Raw genomic sequence first — 22938 nt, 5'->3', positions numbered from 1 at the left:
TTTTTGTATTCGTTATTCTCTCTTTGCTAATAAGCTCTTTCCCATAAAGAGTGCTTATACATAGTGCCAGTAAAAAGGAAGCAAACACGATGGCTGACATGATGAAGGTAGCGTTATCCACCCAGGCTGCGGCTGCCTATTGGGGCGAGGGCGCCCAGCTCAGTTTCAATGGCGACGAGGCACTGATCCATCTCGGTGCCGCCGGTCAGGAGAAGGATGTCCTGCGCACCGTTCAGCGCGCTGCCCGTCGCCTCGAATCGAGCGGGATCAAGCGGGTGACGCTGGCTGGAGAGGGGTGGGATCTGGAGCGTCGCTACGCGTTCGCCCAGGGGTTCTACGCCGCCAAGGGAGCCCGTGAACTGGATTTCGGCCAGCAGAGCGACGCGGACGCCCGTGAACTGAATGCGCTGCTCAAGGCTGCTCGCTGGGTACGTGACATCACCAATGGCTGTCCGGAAGAGATCTACCCCATGAGTCTGGCGGAATCGGCCCTGTTGCTTATTCGTGGTCTGGCCGGGGATCAGGTTACTGCCCGCATCACCGCCGGTGAAGCGCTACGTGAGTCTGGCCATATCGGGATCTGGTCGGTTGGCCGTGGCAGCGAGCGCGAGCCTGTGCTGCTGGAGCTAGACTACAACCCGACCGGTGATCGCCATGCGCCCGTGGTGGCGGCGCTGGTGGGCAAGGGGATCACTTTTGATTCTGGCGGCTACTCCATGAAGTCCTCTGACAACATGCTGCCGATGAAGTCCGACATGGGCGGCGCCGCCATGGTCACCGGCGCGCTGGCGCTGGCCATCAGCCGCGGTTTGAACCAGCGGGTGAAGCTCATTCTCTGCTGCGCCGAGAACCTGGTCTCCGGCCACGCTTTCAAGCTGGGCGACATCCTTACCTACAAAAACGGCATTTCGGTCGAGATCCAGAACACCGATGCGGAAGGGCGTCTGGTGCTGGCCGATGGCCTGATGGCGGCCTCCGACAGCGGTGCAGCTTTTATCCTTGACGCAGCCACCCTGACCGGCGCCGCCAAGATGGCGCTGGGGCGCGACTACAATGCGGTGTTTGCCCTCGATGAGACCGAGCAGCAGCGCGCACTGGCCGCCGCCAAGGTGGAAAACGAGCAGGCGTGGGCGCTGCCGCTGGAGCCCTGGCATGCCAGCCAGCTCACCTCGGCCTTTGCCGATCTGGGCAACGTCGCCTCGGCAGAAGGCACGGCCGGTGCCACCACGGCTGCTGCGTTCCTTTCCCGTTTCGTACGTGATGAGGGTAAGGGTTGGGTGCACCTGGATCTGGCGGCCTCTTATCAGAAATCGGGCAACGATCTCTGGGCAACTGGCGCCAAGGGTCACGGTCTGCGCACCATCGCACGCTGGCTGCAGGAGGTGACCGCATGAATGTCTGGCTGAGTCGTGAATTTGCACCGGCCGAGTGGGGGGAGGGGGCGCTGCTCTCTCACCGTGCCGACGGCATGGTGATCCATCTGGTGACGGCCAATCCGCTGCTCGATATCCAGCAGGCGGCCCGTCGCCTCTGCCAGCAGGGGATCCAGAAAGTGACCCTGGCTGGTCACTGGGAGCGTGAACAGCAGTGGGCCTTTGCCCAAGGGCTGCAAACCCCCAAGGCGGAGGTGCAACTGCAGTGGGCCATGTCCTCGGAAGAGGACAGAGAGGAGCTGGAAGCGCGTTGGCTCTGCGGCCGCTGGGTGCGCGAGATGACCAATGCCACCCCGGAGCAGTTGGGCCCGCTGGAGCTGGCGGTGGAAGCTGCCTCCTTTATTACCGAGCTGGCGCCGGACAAGGTTAGTCATCGCATTTTGAAAGGCGAAGCGCTGCAACAGGCGGGCTGGGTCGGCCTCTATCAGGTGGGCCGCGGCAGTGCGCGCGAACCGGTATTGCTGGAGCTCGACTTCAACCCGGGGCGTGACCCCAAGGCGCCGGTAGCGGCAGCGCTGGTGGGCAAGGGGATCACCTTTGACTCCGGCGGCTACTCCATGAAGAGCTCCGAGGGGATGCTCACCATGAAGTGCGACATGGGTGGTGCGGCGATTGTCACCGGTGCGCTGGCGTTGGCTATGCTGCGCGGGCTCGACAAGCGGGTGAAGCTGATCCTCTGTTGCGCCGAGAACCTGGTCTCCGGCCACGCCTACAAGCTGGGCGACATCCTCACCTACAAGAACGGCACCACGGTCGAGATTGTGAATACCGATGCCGAGGGGCGGCTGGTGCTGGCCGACGGCCTGCAACTGGCGAGCGAGTCCGGCGCACCGCTGATCATCGATGCCGCGACCCTGACCGGCGCAGCCGTGATGGCGCTGGGTGGGCGCTACAATGCTCTGTTCGGCCTCGACAAAGGGTTGGTAAGCCGCGCAATGACCTATGCCGATGCCGAGCATGAGCCTGCCTGGCCGCTGCCGCTGGAGCCCTGGCACCGCCAGCAGTGCCCCTCCCATTACGCCGACACGGCCAACAGCCGTCCGGTGAAGGGGGGCGGGCCGGGTGGCGCCTCCAACGCGGCGGGTTTTCTCTCCCGTTTCGTTGCCAACGAAGGGATGGGCTGGTTGCATATCGATCTGGCCGCCTGCTTCAGTGACAACGGCGATGCCCTCTGGGCGCCGGGGGCCAATACCCTGGGGATGCGCACCATAGCGCGGGCCCTGCTGGCGGAAGCCAAATAGGCGAGACAAGGCACCTTCGGGTGCCTTTTTCATGCTGTTCGAATTGTGAACAAAAGATGGGGTTTTGGCGGCTTAAGGTAACTATCGTGCGCAAGCGCACATATTTTCCGGCTCTGCTCGGTCAAGATGAGTGTGGATGTTGATTGCAAGGGAGTGATGTTTAATAAAAAGTTGCTTGTTTGTGTGTTTTTCCGGTTTTTGTTTACGTATAATCGCCAGCGAACATGGATTCTAACAATAAAACTCTGTAGTTAAGGAAAGATATCAATGGCCATCGAACGTACCTTCTCTATCGTTAAACCGGATGCTGTCAGCAAGAACCTGATCGGTGCCATCTATAGCCGTTTCGAAAGCGCAGGCTTGAAAGTGGTGGCATCCAAAATGCTGCACATGAGCAGTGAACAGGCTGCCGGTTTCTATGCCGAGCATCAGGGCAAGCCTTTTTATGACAATCTGGTCAGCTTCATGACCTCTGGCCCTGTCATGGTGCAGGTGCTGGAAGGGGAAGACGCCATCCGTCGCAATCGCGAGATCATGGGGGCTACCAACCCGAAAGAGGCCCTGGCTGGTACCTTGCGTGCCTGTTATGCCGAGAGCATCGATCGCAATGCCGTCCACGGCTCCGATGCACCGGCCTCTGCTGCACGTGAAATCGCCTACTTCTTCTCTGACAACGAGATCTGCCCGCGCGGCTGATTTACGTGGATGATGACCCAAGGGAGCCTCGGCTCCCTTTGTTGTTTTCGCCGTTTACGCAATATCCCTCTATTCTCCAGGTGGAAAGCCAGACCCATTATTTGTACAATGCCGCCCCCTGACGTCGTCAGCCAATAATTGATGAAGTGTTTGAACTGAGGCCATTGATGAGCGAAACAAAAATCAACCTGCTGGATCTTGATCGGGATGCCATGCGTGCCTTTTTCGTCGAACTGGGCGAGAAGCCATTCCGGGCAGATCAGGTCATGAAGTGGATCTATCACTTTGGGTGTGATGATTTCGATCAGATGACCAACGTCAACAAGGTGCTCAAAGAGCGCCTCAAGGCAATCGCCGAGATCAAGGCGCCCGAGATCAGCCGCGAGCAGCGCTCTGCCGATGGCACCATCAAGTGGGCTCTGCAGGTGGGCGATCAGGAGGTAGAGACCGTCTACATCCCGGAAGATGACCGCGCGACCCTCTGCGTCTCCTCTCAAGTTGGCTGTGCGCTGGAGTGCAAGTTCTGCTCCACGGCTCAACAAGGCTTCAACCGCAATCTGAAAGTCTCCGAGATCATCGGTCAGGTGTGGCGTGCTGCCCGTGTGGTCGGTGGCAAGCGTCCCATCACCAACGTGGTGATGATGGGGATGGGCGAGCCGCTGCTCAACCTCGCCAACGTGGTGCCCGCCATGCGTCTGATGATGGATGACTACGGCTTTGGCATCTCCAAGCGCCGGGTGACCATCTCCACCTCTGGCGTGGTACCTGCGCTGGACAAGCTGGGTGACCAGATCGACGTGGCGCTGGCTATCTCCCTGCACGCCCCGAACGACAAGTTGCGTTCAGAGATCATGCCGATCAACGACAAGTACAACATCGAGGAGTTCCTCGCCGGTGTCCGTCGTTACCTGGCCAAATCCAATGCCAACGGTGGTCGGGTGACCGTCGAATATGTGCTGCTCGATCATATCAATGACGATATGCAGCATGCTCACGAGCTGGCCAAGGTGCTCAAGGATACCCCGAGCAAGATCAACCTGATCCCGTTCAACCCCTTCCCGGGCAACCCTTATGGCAAGCCGAGCAATAGCCGTATCGATCGCTTCTCCAAGGTGCTGATGGAGTACGGTTTCACCGTGATTGTCCGTAAGACCCGTGGTGATGACATCGATGCCGCCTGTGGTCAGCTGGTGGGTGACGTGATTGACCGTACCAAGCGAACTATCAAAAATCGGATGCAACAGGATGGGATTTCCGTCAAAATGGTTTAAATGCTAAGCCATTGTATAGACAGGGAATGGATACACGTACATTGATCGTAGTGGCAGCGCTCTGCGCGCTGCCAGGCTGTGTGACCGAGACCACTTACGCTGGCCAGAACTCGACCCAGCGTGAAGTGGGTCCTGACCTCAAGGCGGCTGCCCAAACCCGCCTCGACCTGGGTATCCAGTACCTGCGTCAGGGCAATGCCGAGCAGGCCAAGTTCAATCTTGATCGCGCCCTCCAGTATGACCCCTCCAATCCTCAAGTGCAGATCGGTTTTGCCTACTTCTACCAGAGGGTGGGGGATTTCAAGGCGGCTGAAGAGCATTACAAGAACGCCCTTGCCATGGATCCGTCCAATGCTGACGCAATGAACAACTATGGCGCCTTCCTCTGTGATCGTGGCCGTTATGATGAGGCAGACAAGGCATTCAACCAGGCTGTTATTCAACCAGGCTATGTGAAGATTGCCGATACCTATGAAAATGCGGCACTTTGTGCCCTGCAAAATCGCAGAAATGATAAAGCAACCGAGTACTATCTCCTGGCCTTGGGGTATAATCCGGGCAATCCAAGGTTATTGCTGGACTTGGCCGAGCTTTCCATGAAAGATGGCAAGCTGCCTGATGTGCAGTCCTACCTCGCCCGTTTTGCCGATGTGTCAGACGAGAATGAGGAGAGTCTCTGGTTGAGACTCAGATTGGCACAGGCAATGGACAAGCCGGCATTACTTCACCAATTCGGGACTGAGCTGGTAAGGCAATATCCCACTTCGCAACAAGCCAAGCGTTATTTAGCCAATGACTATTGAACAGCCACACGATTTCCAACAAGACGATTCCCAGGCAGCAGGTCCAGGCCAGCTGCTGCGCAATGCCCGTGAACAGCTTGGCTGGACACGAGAACAGGTTGCGTCCCGCATTCACCTTCGTCTGACCCTGATCGCCGCCATCGAATCGGATACCTACGACAAACATACGTCCCATACCTTTATTCGGGGCTATCTGCGTACCTATGCCAAGTTGGTCGGGATCCCGGAAGAGACCATTCTGGCCGCTTACGACAAGCTGGGTCTGACTCCTCCCGACAATATCGACATGCAGAGCTTCTCCCGTCGCTCTCGCCAGCAAGCCAACGACAATCGGCTCAAGGTAGTCACCTGGCTGGTTATTCTGGTGTTGATTGCGCTCTCGGTCGCCTGGTGGTGGCAGAGTACTTCCCGTCGCTCCGCCGGTGATGAAGCGCTGGCAGCCACCGAGATGAGTGCAACCGGTTCGACTCCAGCTGAACCGGCTATCACGCCGCCCGATGCGATCAACACCGCCCCGGTGGAAGGCGCTGCCATCGCACCTGCCGCCACTGACGTGACTGCCCCCGCGGTGGTCTCCGATGCGACTGCTACCCTGGCGCCTGCTTCTGCGGCTGTTGCCCCGACCGATGTCAGCGCGGCTGTCGGCACTGCGACCGATGCTGCGGTATCCGGCGCCAATGGCACCGAATCTGAAGAGGCTGTCGTTGATCCGGCGACTGCGCCGCAACTGAAGATGAGCTTCACCGCCGATTGCTGGCTGGATGTGAAGGATGCCAACGGCAAGACCCTGTTCAGCGGTCTGAAGAAGGCCAACGACGAGCTGGTGCTGGAAGGCGCCGAGCCCCTGAAGTTCATCATTGGCGCGCCCATGGCCGTCAAGCTTGACTACAAAGGGCAGTCGTTTGATATGAGCCGTTACAACAACGGTCGTACAGCCCGCTTCTCACTGCCGCAGGAGTAATCTGTTTCCCATGTCTTCTCACGAATCACCCATCATTCGTCGTAAATCCAGACAGATCATGGTTGGTAATGTACCGGTTGGGGGCGATGCCCCCATTACCGTGCAGACCATGACCAACACCAAGACCACAGATGTCGCCGCCACCATCGAGCAGATCCAGCGGATCGAGCGGGTCGGCGCCGATATCGTCCGTGTCTCCGTGCCCACCATGGAAGCGGCGGAAGCGTTCCGGCTCATCAAGCAGCAGACCCGCATCCCCATCGTTGCCGATATCCACTTCGACTATCGCATCGCCCTGAAAGTGGCCGAGTACGGTGCCGACTGCCTGCGTATCAACCCGGGCAACATCGGCAACGAGCAGCGGGTGCGCTCGGTGGTCGATTGTGCACGCGACCTCAATATCCCGATCCGTATCGGGGTCAATGGCGGGTCGCTGGAGAAAGATATCCAGGAGAAGTACGGCGAGCCGACCCCAGAGGCGCTGGTAGAGTCCGCCATGCGTCACGTGGACTATCTCGATCGCCTCGATTTCCAGGACTTCAAGGTGAGCGTCAAGGCCTCCGATGTGTTCCTGGCAGTCGGTGCCTATCGCCTGCTGGCCAAGCAGATTGAACAGCCGCTGCACCTTGGCATCACCGAAGCGGGCGGTTTCCGTGCCGGTGCGGTGAAGTCTGCCATCGGTCTGGGCATGCTGCTTACCGACGGCATCGGCGATACCCTGCGTATCTCGCTGGCGGCGGATCCGGTGGAGGAGGTAAAGGTCGGTTTCGATATCCTCAAATCTCTGCGTATTCGCTCCCGTGGCATCAACTTTATCGCTTGCCCATCCTGCTCACGGCAGGAGTTCGATGTGATCGCCACCGTCAATGCTCTGGAAGAGCGGCTCGAAGATATCATCACCCCGATGGATGTCTCCATCATCGGTTGCGTGGTGAATGGCCCGGGCGAAGCACTGGTCTCCGATCTTGGTCTGGCGGGTGCCGCCAACAAGAGTGCCTTCTATGAAGGGGGCCAGCGGGTCGATCGGCTCGACAACAAGGATCTCATTCCAACTCTGGAGCGCCGCATTCGCGCCCGCGCCGCCATGCTGGATCCCGCTAACCGGATCCCGATGGACAAGGAGTGAGCGAAACAGGGCCACATTGGGTGGCCCTTTTTCCAGGTGACTGATTTTACACCCCGCATCCGGACTCCCTGATTTTACCTTGGGGGGGAAAATCCCTATAATGCGGCCAAATTTTACCTCTTTTTCTCGAGTATCAACGTGGCAAAACAGATCCAAGCTATTCGCGGTATGAATGATTGCCTGCCGGAGCAGAGCCCGGTATGGCAGAAGGTTGAACAGATCCTGCGCCAGGTCGTTGCCAGCTATGGCTACAGCGAAGTGCGCATGCCGATTGTCGAGCAGACTCATCTGTTCAAGCGCGCCATCGGTGAAGTGACCGACGTGGTCGAAAAAGAGATGTACACCTTTGAAGACCGTAACGGCGACAGCCTGAGCCTGCGTCCGGAAGGGACCGCCAGCTGCGTCCGTGCCGGTATCGAACACGGTCTGCTCTACAACCAGGAACGCCGGATGTGGTACATGGGCCCCATGTTCCGTCACGAGCGTCCCCAGAAGGGCCGTTATCGCCAGTTCCACCAGTTTGGTGTCGAGCTGTTTGGCATCAACGGGCCGGACATCGATGCTGAGCTGATCATGCTGACCCACCGTCTGTGGCGTATGTTTGGCATCAGCGAGCATGTCACCCTGCAGCTCAACACCTTGGGTCAGAGCGCAGAGCGTGCCGCTTACCGTGATGCGCTGGTAGCCTATCTGGAGCAGTACAAGGACCAGCTGGACGAAGAGAGCCAGCGCCGCATGTACAGCAACCCGTTGCGGGTGCTCGACTCCAAGGATGAAAAAGTACAGGCCATTCTGGCGGGTGCCCCGCGTCTGTTCGATCACCTGGGCGAAGAGAGCCTGGCCCACTTCGAGGGGCTCAAGCGCCTGCTTGAGTCTGCCGGGATCAAATACGAAGTGAACGAGCGTCTGGTGCGTGGTCTTGACTATTACAACCTGACCGTGTTCGAGTGGGTCACCAGCAGTCTGGGTGCCCAGGGCACCGTCTGTGCCGGTGGCCGCTACGATGGTCTGGTAGAGCAGTTGGGCGGTCAACCGACCCCGGCCGTGGGCTTTGCCATGGGCATGGAGCGTCTGGTGCTGATGCTGGAGACCCTCGAGCTCAACGCCGATATCCGCCCGGCGGTGGATGTTTATCTGGCGATGGTGGGCGAGGGGACCGAGCAGGCTGGCTTCCAGCTGGCCGAGCGTCTGCGCGATGCCCTGCCTGACCTGCGCCTCATGAGCCACTGCGGCGGTGGCAACTTCAAGAAACAACTCAAGCGTGCCGACAAGAGCGGTGCGGCAATCGCCCTGATCCTTGGTGAAACCGAGGTGCAAAACGGGGAGATCACTATCAAATATCTGCGTGGTCAGGCCGAGCAACAGACCGTCAAGGTTGACGCCGCCATTGCCCTGCTGGCAGCCAAAGGAGAGTAAGCTGTGGAAGTCTATACCACCGAAGAACAACAGGTTGAGGTTATCAAGGAGTGGTGGAAAGAGAACGGAACCTCGGTGATTGCCGGGACCGTGATCGGTCTGGTCGGTCTGTTCGGCTGGCGCTATTACAACCAGCACCAGCAAGAGACCATGGAGGCCTCCTCCAACTCTTACAACCAGGTGATTGAGCTGCTGGCCAAGGGCGATGCCGCCGGTTTCGAGCAGGCACAGCAGTTTGTCACCGCCAACAAGGGCGACTCCTACGGCGAACTGGCCGCTTTGCAACTGGCTGCTGCTGCCGTCAAGGCGGGCAAGCTGGATCTGGCTGCCGAGCAGCTGGAGCTGGTGGCGACCACAGGTGACGAGAGCATTCGTCCCATCGCGGCGTTGCGTCTGGCCCGAGTGCTGAATGATCAGGGCAAGGCAGATGAAGCGCTGGCCCAACTTGGCAAGATCAACAGCGACGCCTTCAAGGCCCAGGTGGCCGAAGTGCGCGGTGACATCCTGCAAAAGCAGGGCAAGATTGAGGAGGCTCGCGACGCCTATCAGGCGGCGGCGGATGCCGGCGGCCTGCAGGGTAGCGCCGAGCTCAAGCTGAAAATGGATGATCTGGCCCTGCCGGCCGTTGCGACTGGTGAGGCACCGGATGCGTAATCTATTCAAGATGGTGGCGCTGGGGGCTGCGGTCTCCTTCGCTCTGCAGGGTTGCTCCCTGTTCAGTTCGGAAGAGGATCTCAACCCGATGGCGCCGCTGCCCAAGGTTGAATCTTCCTTCACTGCCGACACCGCATGGTCATCCACCGTGGGTGATGGCATCGGTGACTTCTACTCCCAGCTCAAGCCGGTGGTGGAAGAGGACCGCATCTACGCGGCTGCCCGCGACGGCGATGTCAGCGCCTTTGATCGTGCCAGTGGCGATCGCCTCTGGACAGTCGATCTGGCTGACCTGCCGGTCAACGCCGACAAGCGCAGCGCCCGCCTCTCGGGTGGCTTGGTATCCCGTTACGGCAAGCTGTTCCTCGGCTCCGAGAACGGAGTGGTATACGCCCTGAACGAAGAGAATGGTGATGTGCTGTGGCAGACCAATGTGCCCGGCGAAGTGGTGGCGAGCCCTGCGGTGGAAGATGGCCGCGTGGTAGTGCTGACTACCTCCGGTCGCCTGATTGCCCTCGATACTGACGAAGGCAAGGTTCAGTGGACTCTCTCTGAAGAGCAGCCGCCGCTGACCCTGCGCAGTGCAGGTGCGCCGGTGATCACCAATGGTGCCGTGATTTACGGCCGCGCCGATGGCAAGGTGGGCATTGCCCTGCTCGGTAACGGCCAACCGGTGCGCCAGTCCAAGGTCGCCGACCCGCGCGGTGCCACCGAGCTTGACCGTATGGTGGACGTCGATGCCAGCCCGCTGATTGCCGGTGATGAGCTCTATGCCATCGCCTACAATGGCCAGTTGATGGCACGCAAACTGATGAGTGGTGACGAGGTGTGGAAGCGCAAGTATTCCGGCTATCGCGATCTGGCGATGACCGGTAATGCCATTGTGCTGACCGACAGCCGCAGCCACCTGTTTGCCGTGGACCGCCGCAACGGTCTGGAGCTGTGGTCCAATACCCAGCTGGAAAACCGCACCGTCACCGCACCTGTCATCTTCGGTGACTATGTGGTGGTAGGCGATGTGGAAGGATACCTGTATTGGCTTGATCGTACCGACGGTACCATCAAGGCGATGCAGCAGCTCGATAGCAGTGGTCTCTACGCCGCTCCCTTGGTGGATGGCGAGACCCTGTATGTACAGAGCCGTGGCGGCAAGTTGTACGCCCTCAAGCGTCCTTGATCGTCCGTTAATGTGAATATACGGCTCCTGGTCTTCGGACCCGGAGCCTTTGTCGTCTTGAGAATGAGGCTTTTATGACTCCTGTAGTAGCCCTGGTGGGCCGCCCAAATGTGGGGAAATCCACCCTGTTTAACCGTCTGACTCGTACCCGGGATGCCCTGGTTGCCGATTTTCCCGGTCTGACCCGGGATCGCAAATACGGTCAGGCGAAGCTGGGCGAGCTGGAATTTATCGTGGTCGATACCGGTGGTATCGATGGTACCGAAGAGGGGATCGAGCTGAAGATGGCCGAGCAATCCCTGTTGGCCATCGAAGAAGCGGACGTCGTGCTGTTCATGGTGGATGCCCGTGCCGGTCTGACCGCGGCGGATCAAGCCATCGCCGAGCACCTGCGCAAGGCCCACAAGAAGGTATTTCTGGTGGCCAACAAGACCGATGGTATCGACGGTGATTCCGCGGTTTCCGAGTTCTACGGTCTGGCCCTGGGCGAGGTCTACCAGATCGCGGCCGCCCACGGTCGTGGCGTGCTGAGCCTGCTGGAACTGGCCCTGGCTCCCCATCTGGAGACCCTGGTCGACTCCGCTACCGATGAAGGTGCGCAGGATGAGGAAGAGGAGGACTTCGACGAAGAAGCCCTGCTGCGCATGGTGGCTGCCGGTGAACTCGATACCAAAGAGGACACTAAGGAGACCCCGTTTGCCGACCTGCCCATCAAGTTCGCCATCGTTGGTCGTCCCAACGTCGGTAAATCGACCCTGACCAACCGCATGCTGGGTGAAGATCGGGTCATCGTCTATGACATGCCCGGTACCACTCGTGACTCCGTTTACATTCCGATGGAGCGTGACGAGCAGAAGTATGTGGTCATCGACACCGCCGGTGTGCGTCGTCGTGGCAAGGTGCACGAGACGGTGGAGAAGTTCTCCGTTATCAAGACCCTGAAAGCCATCGAAGATGCCAACGTCTGCCTGCTGGTGATCGACGCTCAGGAGACCATCACCGATCAGGACTTGAGCATTCTGGGCTATGTGCTCCATGCCGGTCGCTCCGTGGTGCTGGTGGTGAACAAGTGGGATGGCCTGGATCAGAAGGTTAAAGAGGATGTGAAGAACGAGCTGGATCGTCGCTTGGGCTTCATCGACTTCGCCCGCGTTCACTTCATCTCCGCCCTGCACGGTAGCGGTGTAGGCCACCTGTTTGAATCCATTCAGGAGGCTTATCAGTCCGCCACCCGTCGTACCAGTACGGCGATGCTGACCCGCATCATGCAGATGGCGCAGGAAGATCACCAGCCGCCGATGGTCAATGGTCGCCGCGTCAAGCTCAAGTATGCCCACGCCGGTGGTTACAACCCGCCACGCATCGTGATCCACGGCAACCAGCTGAACGACTTGCCGGACTCCTACAAGCGGTATCTCATCAACTACTTCCGCAAGTCCCTCAAGATCATGGGCTCGCCGATCCGGGTCGAGTTCCAGGAGTCGGTCAACCCGTTTGAAGGCAAGAAGAACACCATGACCCTGAGTCAGGAACGTCAGCGCAAACGCCTGCTGAAAATGAAGAAGAAATAAGTCCTTGCGGCTGCCCTCACCGGCAGCCGCTTTGTTATCCTCGCCATGTTAAGGTGAGGAATAAGGGGAGGGGGATCGGCCATGGAACAAGACCATGGCAGATCCACTTTCGAGGAGTTGATTATGGAAGTCCTGCTTTGTCCATCATGCCAGGCTGAACTGGATACCCGCAGCAAGGAGCAAACCTGTGGCCAGTGTCAGGCCAATGTCCGCGTCACGGCCATCTGCCCCACCTGCCAGCAGGAGCTGGAGCGTCTCAAGGCGTGCGGCGCGGTGGATTACTTCTGCAACCACTGCAACTCGCTGATCTCCAAGCGGTCGGTACAGTTCAAAGCTGCGCTGGTGTAAGACGATTTTCAGGTGAGAAAGAAGATAAAAAAACCCGGCGAATGCCGGGTTTATGCTGTGTGCTCTGCAATAAGCAGGGTATAGGATCGATTTCTGCGCCACAGGTTGCGCTTGATGTCATTAAGCTTGAGTTTGCGTCTGGGGCTCCAGCTGCACTTCGCTTTTCTGACCAGACTGATTTTTCTACGTTTTTGCATCTTGGTCTCCTCCCAACTCAGGTGGCCATCCAGGCCTTGGGTCATTGATGGAGCCCATCCGAAATTGCTGTTATTTAATCTCTCAACATAATGAAAACAATGCGATTTCGGATAGGCTCCGATGTGAATCGATGGTAACAGAGAAGTTTGCGTGAAAACAGCCGAATAATGGCTGGTTAGCGCATGGTGATCTGATTGACCACTTCGGCGATGGCGGTGGGGCGCTCGGCCAGCTCGGGCTCGCTGTCGTTGTCGAGACTCTCCCGCTGATGTGCCTTCTGTTGCTCGTTGTCGAGCCAGAGCAGACTCTGGTAGTACTGACGCACGTTGTTGACATAGTTGCGCGCCTCGCTGCCACGGGCATAGCCGTAACGTACCTTGCGGTGCCAGCGCGCCTGTTGCAGCAGCGGCAGCACCTCTTTCACGTCGCTCCAGGCGTCGGGATTCTTGCCGAGCTCTTTGGTCAGGCGGCGGGCATCCATCATGTGGCCGTAACCGATGTTGTAGGCGGTGAGGGCAAACCACACCTTCTCGTCATCGGGCACCGAATCCGGCACCTTCTCCATCATCTGTTGCAGATAGAGGGAGCCACCTTTGATGCTCTCTTCCGGATGAAGCCGGTCGTTGACTCCCATCGCCTTGGCGGTGGGCTCGGTCAGCATCATCATGCCGCGCACGCCGGTGTAAGAGCGGGCCTGCGGGTCCCAGTGAGACTCCTGATAGCTGATAGCTGCGAGCAGACGCCAGTCGATATTCTTGGCGTGAGTCTGGAACAGCGGCTGGTACTTGGGCAGCAGGCTCTTGGCGCGCTTGAGGAAGGTGCGGGTATCGACAAAGTCGAAGTTCTGCACGTGGCCGAAGTACTTCTCGTCCAGCTTGGCGATGGCACCATCCATAAAGCGCTGACCGAAGAAGTCGATCACGCTGGCATAGAGGCTGTCATCGGGCAGCTTGCTCATGGCCCAGGCAACGGTCTGCTTCTGGGCCAGGGTCAGCCCCTCGGTGAGCTCCGGGTAGTAGCGCTGGGTACGGGCCAGCACGGTATCCTGCACCACCGTGTAGTCAATCTTGCCATCCACCACCTGCTTGAGCAGCTCCTCCACATCGGCGTTGTCGCTGGTGCTCCAGGCTAGTTTCGGATTTTCTTTGCTCATCTCTTTGAGCAGATCTTCACCGGTGGAGCCGGCGGCCACCACCAGCTTGCCCTTGATATCGTTCAACGAAGCCGGCTTGGGTTTGCCGTTGCGATAGACCAGTTTGGGAGAGACCTGGTAGAAGCCCGGGCCGAAGCGAAACAGCTCGCGCCGTTCGGGGGTGACCATGATGGCGGCAGCCGCCAGATCGACTTTACCCTTTTTCAGCAGGGTAACCAGTTGGTCAGTGGTGTCGACCGGGATGATGGTGAGTTTCACCCCCAACCAGTCGGCATAATTTTGCGCCAGCTCGTAATCGAACCCCTGGGCGAGGTCGTCACGCTGGTAATAGGAGGTGGGACCATAGATGGTGCCAACCCGGATCTCGCCTCGCTGGCGGATCTGCTCCAGCTGGCTGGAGGGGCTATAGAAGTCGCAGCCAACCTGCGTCAGCGTCAACAACAGCCCGATAAACAGTCGAAAAATGCAGCGCAAGTAGGTGAGTACCTTTGTTGAAAAAATCGGCATTTGTCAAAAAAGAGGCACCTTTATACCAGAGAGTGTGCGCAGAGTCACACTGCACGAAGTGAGAAAAACGTTTGTCCGCTGTGAGCCAGATCCCTATAATACGCGCGTCTCAATTCCCCCCCACTTTAAAACTTGGTGAGAAAGGTCATATGGATATCTTGCGTGGTGCCCCAGCACTGTCTGATTTTCGTGTCCAAAAACTGCTGCAACGCTTCGCACAGATGAGAAACGAGAGTGGAGTAGAGAGCGGAGTAGAGATAGAGGATGTCTATGCCGAGTATGTGCACTTTGCCGAGCTGACAAGCCCCCTCTCTCCCCCCGAGCGAGCGACCTTGGGCCAGCTCTTGCGCTACGGCCCGACCATCCCCGAACACACCCCCAGCGGTCAGCTGTTTCTTGTTACCCCCCGCCCCGGCACTATCTCCCCCTGGTCTTCCAAAGCAACCGACATCGCCCACAACTGCGGCCTGAAACAAGTCAAGCGGCTGGAGCGTGGTATTGCCTATTACCTGACCATCAAGGGGCCGGGTGAGCTGAGTGCCGCCCAGCGCAGCGCCATTGCCGCCGTGCTCCATGATCGGATGATGGAAGTGGTGTTTGCCGAGATGAGCGAAGCTGCCGCCCTGTTTGCTCACCACGAGCCTCGCCCCTTCACCCAGGTGGATGTGCTGGGCGGTGGTCGCGCAGCCCTGGCCGAAGCCAACGTGGCGCTGGGTCTGGCGCTGGCCGACGACGAAATCGACTATCTGGTGGAGAACTTCACCAAGTTGGGTCGCAACCCCAACGATATCGAGCTCTACATGTTCGCCCAGGCGAACTCCGAACACTGCCGTCACAAGATCTTCAATGCCGACTGGACCATCGATGGTGAGCAGCAGCCCAAGTCGCTGTTCAAGATGATCAAGAACACCTTCGAGCAGACGCCGGATCATGTCCTCTCTGCCTATAAAGACAACGCCGCCGTGATGGAAGGGAGCCAGGGTGGCCGCTTCTTCCCGAGCCCGGCCAACGGCGAATACCAGTATCACCAGGAACAGGTCGACATCCTGATGAAGGTGGAGACCCACAACCACCCGACCGCCATCTCCCCGTTCCCGGGGGCAGCCACCGGCTCCGGCGGCGAAATCCGCGACGAGGGAGCCACCGGTCGTGGTGCCAAGCCCAAGGCGGGTCTGGTCGGTTTCTCCGTCTCCAACCTGCGCATTCCCGGCTTCGAGCAGCCCTGGGAGCAGGATTTCGGCAAGCCGAGCCGTATCGTCAGTGCCTTCGACATCATGCAGGAGGGGCCGCTCGGCGGCGCTGCCTTCAACAACGAGTTCGGCCGTCCGGCCATTCTCGGCTACTTCCGTACCTTCGAAGAGGAGGTGCCGAGCCACAATGGCGTCGAGGTGCGTGGCTACCACAAGCCCATCATGCTGGCAGGTGGCATCGGCAACATCCGCACCGAACATGTCCAGAAAGGGGAGATCCCGGTCGGCGCGGCGCTGATCGTGCTGGGCGGCCCGGCGATGAACATCGGTCTGGGCGGTGGTGCCGCATCCTCCATGGCCTCCGGCCAGTCAGCCGAAGATCTCGACTTTGCCTCGGTGCAGCGTGACAACCCCGAGATGGAGCGCCGTTGCCAGGAGGTGATCGATCGCTGCTGGCAGCTGGGTGACGACAACCCTATCGTCTTTATCCACGACGTGGGGGCGGGTGGTCTCTCCAACGCCATGCCGGAGCTGGTCAACGACGGTGAGCGTGGCGGTCGTTTCGATCTGCGCGCCATCCAGAGCGACGAGCCGGGCATGAGCCCGCTGGAGATCTGGTGCAACGAATCCCAGGAGCGTTACGTGCTGGCAGTGGCCAAGGAGAAGCTGCCGCTGTTCAAGGCGCTGTGCGAGCGCGAGCGCGCACCCTATGCCGTTATTGGTACTGCCACCGAAGAGAAGCACCTGACGCTCTCCGATCCGCATTTTGACAACCACCCCATCGACCTGCCGCTGGATGTGCTGCTGGGCAAGACCCCCAAGATGCATCGCGATGTGGTGACCCTGCCGGCACAAGGCAAAGCGCTCCAACTCGATGGCATCACCCTGGGCGAGGCGGCTGAGCGGGTGCTGCGTCTGCCCACCGTGGCGGAGAAGTCCTTCCTTATCACCATCGGCGATCGCAGCGTAACGGGCCTCGTCAACCGCGACCAGATGGTTGGCCCCTGGCAGATCCCGGTGGCCGATTGCGCCGTCACCGCTGCCACCTATGACAGCTATCACGGCGAAGCCATGTCCATGGGCGAGCGTACCCCGGTGGCGCTGCTCTCCCACGCCGCCTCCGCTCGCATGGCGGTGGCGGAAGCGCTTACCAACCTGGCACCGGCCCACATCGGTTCCCTCAAGCGGGTCAAGCTCTCCGCCAACTGGATGGCCGCTGCCGGTCATCCGGGTGAAGATGCCGGTCTCTATGAGGCGGTCAAAGCGGTGGGCGAGGAGCTCTGCCCGGCCCTTGGCATCACCATTCCGGTGGGCAAGGACTCCATGTCCATGAAGACCCGCTGGCAGCAGGATGGCAAGGAGCAAAGCGTCACTTCGCCGCTCTCCCTGCTCATCTCGGCGTTTGCCCGGGTCGAGGATGTGCGCAACACGGTTACTCCGCAGCTGCGTACCGATCTCGGTGAGACCGACCTTATCCTCATCGACCTTGGCAATGGCAAGCAGCGCCTAGGCGCCTCGGCGCTAGCGCAGGTCTACCGTCAGCTGGGTGACAAGGCGCCGGATCTCGACAACCCGGTCCAGCTCAAGGGCTTCTTCAACGCCATTCAGACGCTGGTGGCCGATCGCAAACTGATCGCCTATCACGACCGCTCCGACGGTGGCCTGTTCGTCACCCTGACCGAAATGGCGTTTGCCGGTCACTGTGGCCTCGACATCCAGCTCGATCGCATCGGCGGTGAGCTGCTGCCTGCGCTGTTCAACGAAGAGCTGGGCGCCGTCATTCAGGTGCGTCGTGAAGATAAAGAGGCGGTGATGACCCTGCTGGCCGGTCACGGTCTGGCAGCCTGCTCCCATGTGCTCGGTACCGTGCGCGAAGGGGATCTCATCACCTTGCAGCGGGGCGGTCAGGAGGTCTATCGTGCCAGCCGTACCGCACTTCGCACCATTTGGGGCGAGACCAGCTGGCAGATGCAGCGCCTGCGCGACAACCCCGAGTGCGCGGATCAGGAGCATGCTGCTCGTCAGGACGCCACTGATCCGGGCCTGCAGGCCAAGCTCAGCTTCAACCCGGCTGAAGATGTGGCCGCACCTTACATTGCCCGTGGGGTCTCCCCCCGTCTGGCGGTGCTGCGCGAGCAGGGGGTCAACTCCCACGTGGAGATGGCGGCGGCGTTTGACCGCGCCGGCTTTGCGGCGGTAGACGTCCATATGAGCGACATTCTCTCCGGTCGCATCAAGCTGGAGGAGTTCCAGACCCTGGTGGCCTGTGGCGGCTTCTCCTACGGCGATGTGCTGGGGGCGGGTGAAGGCTGGGCCAAGTCCATCCTGTTCAATGACAACGCTCGCGAGCAGTTCCAGCGCTTCTTCGAGCGTGGTGACACCCTCTCCCTAGGTGTCTGCAACGGTTGCCAGATGATGTCCAACCTGCGGGATCTCATCCCGGGCGCCGATCTCTGGCCGCGTTTCGTGCGCAACCGCTCCGAGCGGTTCGAGGCCCGTTTCAGTCTGGTGCAGGTACAGGAGTCACCGTCGGCCTTCTTCGCCGGCATGGCGGGCTCCGTGATGCCGATTGCCGTCTCCCACGGGGAAGGGCGTGTCGAGGTGCGCGATGCCGCTCACCTGAACGCACTGCAAACCAGCGGGCTGGTGGGGCTGCGCTTTGTCGATAACCGCGGTAGCGTGACCGAGCAGTACCCGGCCAACCCGAATGGCTCGCCGGAGGGCATCACCGCCGTGACCACCACCGACGGGCGCGCCACCATCATGATGCCGCACCCGGAGCGGGTGTTCCGCACCGTGGCCAACTCTTGGCACCCTGACAACTGGGGTGAGGATGGCGCCTGGATGCGGATGTTCCGCAACGCCCGGGTTCGTCTGGGTTAATAGAGACAGCACCAGCGCATAAAAACAGAAACCGGCCAATTGGCCGGTTTTTTTATCCGTGTCGTTACGGCTTGCCGAGCGGTTGGGGGATAAAGTCTCCCCGGTCTAGGATCCGCAGACAGGCATCCACCACGTCCGCATCGAGCTGATGGCCACGCATCTGGATGATCTGCTCCCTTGCTTGGGGAATGCCGAGGGCGGCGCGATAGGGACGATCCGAGGACATGGATTCGACGATATCGGCGACGGTGAGGATGCGGGCCTCCAGCAGGATCTCATCCCCCTTTAGCTTCCCTGGATAGCCGGAACCGTCCAGATACTCGTGGTGCTGGTGGATCATCCGGGCGATGGGCCAGGGCAGAGCAATATCCTTGAGTACCAGATAACCTGCCGTCGGGTGCTCCTTGACCAGATTGAACTCCTGGGGGGTCAGCTTGCCCGGTTTGGTCAGGATCTCGACAGGCACCTGGATTTTACCGATATCGTGCACCATGGCGCCCAGATAAAGACCACGTAACTGTTTGTCACCCAGCCCCAGTTCCCGACCGATGGCCAACGCCAGAGTAGCGACGTGCTTCTGGTGACCAGCGGTGTAGGGATCGCGTTGTTCCAGCACGGCAGCGATGGCTCCCAGCGCATCCTCCAGGGCCAGCTCCAGTTGGCGGGCATGCATGGCTTTTTCTCGCTGAGCGGCGAGATAGGCTTGCTGGGTACGACGAGCTTGCAGGCCATATGTCAGGTAGTCAGCCAGTCCGTTGAAGAGGTGTACTTCCTCATCGGTGAAGGCTCTGGCCTGCGTGCTGTGAATAAGCAGTCCGCCTGGCACTGCGGCTTGCCACGGTAATGGCAGCAGCAGCCGGCCCCTCAGGGTGGCGGAGTGGTGAACCAGTTCGATGCCGAGTGCTTCGTTAAGCATCTCGCCTGAGCTGATGGCCCGGATCAGGGCCACATCCCGGGTGAGCCAGTCATCGCTGGCAAACCAGATAGCCTGACCTGCCTGCGCCAGGATCTGCATTCTGTCCTGATCAGCGGCCTGCAGCACGATCACCAGAGGAAAGCGACCATCGAAGGTGATGGCATCGCAGATCTCCTGCAGTAGTGTCTGCTCGTCCCCCTGCTTGAGCATGGCATGGTGGGCGCGGGTAATGGCTTCAAGCGTCCAGGTATATTGCTGGAGACGCTCCTGCTGCTGCTTCTGGTCGGTAATATCTTCGAAAAAGACACCGACGCCGATCACCTTGCCCAGCTCATCGTACAGGGGAAACTTGGTGGTACTGAGCCAGCGGTCTTCCCCTCCCTTCAGATAGGGTTCTTCGTGATGCCGGGTTTTGCCGCTGGCCATGACCCGGAGATCATCATCCCGATAGCGTTGTGCCAGTTCGGCCGGAAAAAAGTCGGCATCACACTTGCCAACCAGCTCTGCCGGGGTGAGGGCAAGATCGTTGGCCAAGAGACGGTTGCAGGCGATGAAGTGTGAACGGGTATCTTTCAGCAGGACGCGATAGGGCAGCTGTTCCATCACCTGATGGAGCAGGGCTGCGGTAGGGTGATCGCTGACGCCCGGTGGCTGAGTGGATGGCGGTATATTTTTAAACATCATCTTGGTGCAACCAGAGTCAGGTGGTAGTAAAGCGGTAGCCCGCTTGCCAGACGGCGAAACAGGCATCGACCACCCGTTCGTCGTAATGCACTCCGGCATAGCGCGTCAGCTCGGCGAAGGCTTCGGTGAGGGGGAGGGCACGCCGGAACGGACGGTGGGCCGTCATGGCGGCGAGGGAGTCGGCGACCCGTATAATTCTCGCCTCCAGAGAGATGGCATCCCCCTGCAGCCCCTGCGGGTAGCCACTACCATCCATGTTTTCATGGTGCTGCTGCACTATGGTGGTGATGGGCCAGGGGAAGTCAATTTGTTGCAGGATCTCGCGACCTGTCTCCGGATGCTGTTTGATCAGTTCGAACTCCACCTGTCTCAGTTCCCGTGGGCGGGTGAGGATCTCTGCCGGGATCTGCAACAGGCCGATGTTGTGCACCATGGCCGCAAGGCCCAGCCCATCCAGCTGCTCCTGCGGCAGTTGCAGCTGTTGACCGATGGCCAGCGCGAGATCGTGCACGCGCCGTTCGTGTCCTGCCGTGACCGGATCTTTGTGGGCAATCGCGGAGGAGAGGGCCGCTATGGTCTGAAACAGCAGGGTGCGTTGGCGCTGCTCGCTCTCCTTGATATGAGTGATGTCGACCAGGGCGCCGATGATACCTGCCACCTCGCCCTGATGGTCATAGAAGAGATCCTTGAAGTTCAGCACCTGGTAGCGGTGGCCGCTGCGATCAAACAGCGTATGTTCGAAATATTGCGGCTGCCTGCTGCGCAGCACCTCCATGTCACGTTGGGTATATTCGTCCGCCATCTCTGGCGGCAGGATTTCGTCTACTCGCTTCCCCTGCAGATCGGTCCTGCTGATCCCGGTCACTTGAGTAAAGGCAGGGTTGCAACTGATAAAGCGTCCTTCAACATCCTTGTAGAATACCGGGATGGGGATGGCCTTGAGCAGGGACTCGTTGAGGCGCTGCATGTCGACCAGCTCGGCCTGCTGGCGCCTGGCGAGCTGTTCGCTGTCCTTGCATAGCTGGATGGCACGAGCCAGATTACCAAGTACCGGGCTGAACAGATGGCAGACCGGTACAGTATGCTGCTGGGGGTGGGGTGCCAGCAGCAAGATGAGATATCCCCCGTCAACCCTGAGCCGATAGGCAAAGTGGTATGGCCGGCCACCGGGGAGAGGCACGGTTGTTTGCAGCGCACACTGATCTCCTTCACCAACCCAGGTCGGCAAGGAGAGCCGAGAGCCACAGTGCCGGGATAGCTGATCATCACCAATGACCTTGAGCAGCTCATATCCTTCCCGTTGCTGCTGCAATACCACACCAACCGGTGTGGCACAGTGAAACATAAAACGCTGCAACACCTTGGTGAGCAGGGCATCGAGTGTGACCTCCCGACCAATACAGAGGGCGAGATCGCAGACAATGGCCATGGCGTGATCGTTGTTCACCGCGGTCCCTCCCCGTTGCAGAGAATGGCGCCGTTGTGAAACAGCGGGTAGTCCCCTGCTCGCAGGCTCCCTATTTCACCAAGGGAGAGGGCACCAGCCAATTCATGTGCCCCACTGTGAGTGAAGAGGGTTTCCAGCTCAAGCGCACTCTGCGTACCGAAGTGCTGCTGACGCCCGGCGCAGTAGTAGAGCTCGATGTATTCAGGCACACCATGCTGGCTGAGTTTTCCGGCCAGCTCAATGGCATGGGTTGTCGGACTTTGCGGCGCCTTGAGCAGCGTGAGAATACTGTGGTCAGGGACCTCTCCCACGCAGAGCAGGGCACCCTCTTCGGTGACGGCGACCGGGATCCGCACGATTACATCGCCATTGGCTCTGAGCAACCCGAGCGGCAAGTGGACGCCGTACTGGTAGAACTGCTCCGGGGTGAGGTTCTGCTGGAATTGCTGCCGGATCAGGGATTGATAGCGGCTGAAGGCGGGTTCCCAGTCGATAAAGGAGATCTTGTTGCCCTTGCTGCTGGTGGCAAGCATGGGTTGAGCAGTGAGCTGGTAGCCGTGCTCGAGCAGGGAGTAACTTTGGTGGGGAAGCAGTACACAACTGACCCCATGATCCAGCAATGTCTGGGTATCAAACAGGCAGGGCATGGCCGTGAACTGGCCGCTGCCCGCATTGACGCCGGCATAGTTGACCCTATCTGCCAGCCGCAAATAGAGCCCTTCAAGAATGGAGGCGATATTGGGGATCATGGCGTCGAAAGTGAGAAAGAGGGTAGGAATTTTCTGTGCATCCGGCCACTCGGAAAGTCTGGAGGCCAGTCGCTCGCAGATGATGGCGGCCAGTTCATCGGCGCTGGCTGTAGAAGAGAGCGGGATCAGCAGAGGGTTGTGAGATGTGGATCTGGGCAACAGCCAAGCCCCCCGTTCGTGGAAACCATGTCGGCTGACCAGGCTTGGAAAGATGGCGCCACAGAGCTGAATGTCGAGGCGCTGACACTGCTGCTGCAGTTCGGCAACACGTGCGGCATCCCGCTCGGCCAGCAACACATCGAGTCGTCCCCCTCGGTAGGGAAGCAGTGTATCGGTCAGTGGATGCGCATCAAATTGATGAAAAGTAGGCTGCATCATCGCTCGGAACTCCATTCCTGCCAGTCGTCAATATATCAGCAAGGGGGCTGGCTGAATACCCATCAATATTTGATGTGTCAGTATAAGCCTTTCTAAAGAAAGGCAAATTTGAGTCGTGGCAGGGGGTATCGGTTAT

Annotated in this window: 18 protein-coding genes; 13 read left to right on the top strand and 5 right to left on the bottom strand. The window is 59.5% G+C overall.

All coding sequences use genetic code 11. The features are described from left to right. Nucleotides 1-89: 89 nt before the first annotated feature. From pepB (G5367_RS02655) to G5367_RS02600, 12 genes are all read left to right on the top strand, one after another. Nucleotides 90-1394, top strand: coding sequence for an aminopeptidase PepB (gene pepB / locus G5367_RS02655; protein ID WP_216978559.1), 1305 nt, complete (start codon nucleotides 90-92; stop codon nucleotides 1392-1394). Next, entirely contained in the window at nucleotides 1391-2674 is a 1284-nt protein-coding gene (pepB, locus tag G5367_RS02650; RefSeq protein ID WP_005359802.1) for an aminopeptidase PepB, read from the top strand. Before pepB (G5367_RS02655) ends, pepB (G5367_RS02650) begins: the two co-directional genes overlap by 4 nt. A 267-nt stretch (nucleotides 2675-2941) precedes the next feature. After that, nucleotides 2942-3370, top strand: coding sequence for a nucleoside-diphosphate kinase (gene ndk / locus G5367_RS02645; protein WP_005333805.1), 429 nt, complete (start codon nucleotides 2942-2944; stop codon nucleotides 3368-3370). 167 nt (nucleotides 3371-3537) lie between these two features. Then, nucleotides 3538-4641: a bifunctional tRNA (adenosine(37)-C2)-methyltransferase TrmG/ribosomal RNA large subunit methyltransferase RlmN gene (locus G5367_RS02640; protein WP_005344856.1), complete on the top strand. Its 1104-nt coding sequence runs from the start codon at nucleotides 3538-3540 to the stop codon at nucleotides 4639-4641. A gap of 11 nt (nucleotides 4642-4652) precedes the next feature. Next, nucleotides 4653-5444 (top strand): type IV pilus biogenesis/stability protein PilW, encoded by a 792-nt coding sequence (gene tapF / locus G5367_RS02635; protein ID WP_216953941.1) that lies wholly within the window; start codon nucleotides 4653-4655, stop codon nucleotides 5442-5444. Further along, complete coding sequence (gene rodZ / locus G5367_RS02630; RefSeq protein WP_216977893.1) at nucleotides 5434-6405, top strand: cytoskeleton protein RodZ; 972 nt, start codon at nucleotides 5434-5436, stop codon at nucleotides 6403-6405. The genes tapF and rodZ overlap by 11 nt, the downstream gene beginning before the upstream one ends. A 10-nt stretch (nucleotides 6406-6415) precedes the next feature. Further along, entirely contained in the window at nucleotides 6416-7531 is a 1116-nt protein-coding gene (gene ispG / locus G5367_RS02625) for a flavodoxin-dependent (E)-4-hydroxy-3-methylbut-2-enyl-diphosphate synthase (RefSeq protein WP_005333801.1), read from the top strand. Nucleotides 7532-7669: 138 nt separating this feature from the next. Continuing rightward, entirely contained in the window at nucleotides 7670-8947 is a 1278-nt protein-coding gene (gene hisS, locus G5367_RS02620; RefSeq protein ID WP_421243749.1) for a histidine--tRNA ligase, read from the top strand. A 3-nt stretch (nucleotides 8948-8950) separates the two neighbouring features. After that, nucleotides 8951-9601, top strand: a complete 651-nt coding sequence (locus G5367_RS02615; RefSeq protein WP_421243748.1) for a YfgM family protein — start codon at nucleotides 8951-8953, stop codon at nucleotides 9599-9601. Further along, nucleotides 9594-10778, top strand: coding sequence for an outer membrane protein assembly factor BamB (gene bamB, locus G5367_RS02610; protein ID WP_216978565.1), 1185 nt, complete (start codon nucleotides 9594-9596; stop codon nucleotides 10776-10778). Before G5367_RS02615 ends, bamB begins: the two co-directional genes overlap by 8 nt. A gap of 74 nt (nucleotides 10779-10852) precedes the next feature. After that, nucleotides 10853-12349, top strand: a complete 1497-nt coding sequence (gene der / locus G5367_RS02605) for a ribosome biogenesis GTPase Der (protein WP_421243747.1) — start codon at nucleotides 10853-10855, stop codon at nucleotides 12347-12349. Between the two features lie 123 nt (nucleotides 12350-12472). Continuing rightward, nucleotides 12473-12697 carry a zinc ribbon domain-containing protein gene (locus tag G5367_RS02600; RefSeq protein WP_139734364.1) on the top strand — a complete coding sequence of 75 codons (225 nt, stop codon included), beginning with the start codon at nucleotides 12473-12475 and terminating at the stop codon, nucleotides 12695-12697. A 50-nt stretch (nucleotides 12698-12747) separates the two neighbouring features. Here the strand turns inward: G5367_RS02600 and G5367_RS02595 are convergent, their stop codons facing one another. Both G5367_RS02595 and mltF read right to left on the bottom strand, forming a co-directional pair. Further along, nucleotides 12748-12894: a hypothetical protein gene (locus tag G5367_RS02595; RefSeq protein WP_227273859.1), complete on the bottom strand. Its 147-nt coding sequence runs from the start codon at nucleotides 12892-12894 to the stop codon at nucleotides 12748-12750. A gap of 176 nt (nucleotides 12895-13070) precedes the next feature. After that, entirely contained in the window at nucleotides 13071-14555 is a 1485-nt protein-coding gene (gene mltF / locus G5367_RS02590) for a membrane-bound lytic murein transglycosylase MltF (RefSeq protein ID WP_421243746.1), read from the bottom strand. A 149-nt stretch (nucleotides 14556-14704) separates the two neighbouring features. Between mltF and purL the strand changes: the two genes are divergently transcribed. After that, complete coding sequence (purL, locus tag G5367_RS02585) at nucleotides 14705-18628, top strand: phosphoribosylformylglycinamidine synthase (RefSeq protein WP_421243745.1); 3924 nt, start codon at nucleotides 14705-14707, stop codon at nucleotides 18626-18628. Nucleotides 18629-18692: 64 nt separating this feature from the next. On the opposite strand, the gene G5367_RS02580 is transcribed toward purL, so the two are convergent. The 3 genes from G5367_RS02580 to G5367_RS02570 are packed head-to-tail and all read right to left on the bottom strand — an operon-like array spanning nucleotide 18693 to nucleotide 22802. Next, nucleotides 18693-20228, bottom strand: a complete 1536-nt coding sequence (locus G5367_RS02580) for an HD domain-containing phosphohydrolase (RefSeq protein ID WP_421243744.1) — start codon at nucleotides 20226-20228, stop codon at nucleotides 18693-18695. A gap of 16 nt (nucleotides 20229-20244) precedes the next feature. Beyond that, nucleotides 20245-21675 carry an HD domain-containing phosphohydrolase gene (locus G5367_RS02575; protein ID WP_216978568.1) on the bottom strand — a complete coding sequence of 477 codons (1431 nt, stop codon included), beginning with the start codon at nucleotides 21673-21675 and terminating at the stop codon, nucleotides 20245-20247. Then, on the bottom strand, nucleotides 21672-22802 hold the full coding sequence (locus G5367_RS02570) for an FIST signal transduction protein (RefSeq protein WP_421243743.1): 1131 nt from the start codon (nucleotides 22800-22802) through the stop codon (nucleotides 21672-21674). Before G5367_RS02570 ends, G5367_RS02575 begins: the two co-directional genes overlap by 4 nt. Nucleotides 22803-22938 lie beyond the last annotated feature (136 nt).

It is taken from the genome of Aeromonas sp. 604282, from assembly GCF_049170575.1.
GTDB classification, from domain to species: Bacteria; Pseudomonadota; Gammaproteobacteria; order Enterobacterales; family Aeromonadaceae; genus Aeromonas; species Aeromonas veronii_A.
The sequence above is the reverse complement of the archived record's forward strand: the minus strand, read 5'-3'. Positions and strand labels throughout refer to the sequence as shown.

Excerpts from the sequence above, each read along its gene's own strand:
- pepB (WP_216978559.1), top strand. The coding sequence starts at position 90 with ATGGCTGACATGATGAAGGTAGCGTTATCCACCCAGGCTGCGGCTGCC.
- pepB (WP_005359802.1), top strand. The coding sequence starts at position 1,391 with ATGAATGTCTGGCTGAGTCGTGAATTTGCACCGGCCGAGTGGGGGGAG.
- ndk (WP_005333805.1), top strand. The coding sequence starts at position 2,942 with ATGGCCATCGAACGTACCTTCTCTATCGTTAAACCGGATGCTGTCAGC.
- G5367_RS02640 (WP_005344856.1), top strand. The coding sequence starts at position 3,538 with ATGAGCGAAACAAAAATCAACCTGCTGGATCTTGATCGGGATGCCATG.
- rodZ (WP_216977893.1), top strand. The coding sequence starts at position 5,434 with ATGACTATTGAACAGCCACACGATTTCCAACAAGACGATTCCCAGGCA.
- ispG (WP_005333801.1), top strand. The coding sequence starts at position 6,416 with ATGTCTTCTCACGAATCACCCATCATTCGTCGTAAATCCAGACAGATC.
- bamB (WP_216978565.1), top strand. The coding sequence starts at position 9,594 with ATGCGTAATCTATTCAAGATGGTGGCGCTGGGGGCTGCGGTCTCCTTC.
- der (WP_421243747.1), top strand. The coding sequence starts at position 10,853 with ATGACTCCTGTAGTAGCCCTGGTGGGCCGCCCAAATGTGGGGAAATCC.
- G5367_RS02600 (WP_139734364.1), top strand. The coding sequence starts at position 12,473 with ATGGAAGTCCTGCTTTGTCCATCATGCCAGGCTGAACTGGATACCCGC.
- G5367_RS02595 (WP_227273859.1), bottom strand. The coding sequence starts at position 12,894 with ATGCAAAAACGTAGAAAAATCAGTCTGGTCAGAAAAGCGAAGTGCAGC.
- mltF (WP_421243746.1), bottom strand. The coding sequence starts at position 14,555 with ATGCCGATTTTTTCAACAAAGGTACTCACCTACTTGCGCTGCATTTTT.
- purL (WP_421243745.1), top strand. The coding sequence starts at position 14,705 with ATGGATATCTTGCGTGGTGCCCCAGCACTGTCTGATTTTCGTGTCCAA.
- G5367_RS02580 (WP_421243744.1), bottom strand. The coding sequence starts at position 20,228 with ATGATGTTTAAAAATATACCGCCATCCACTCAGCCACCGGGCGTCAGC.
- G5367_RS02570 (WP_421243743.1), bottom strand. The coding sequence starts at position 22,802 with ATGATGCAGCCTACTTTTCATCAATTTGATGCGCATCCACTGACCGAT.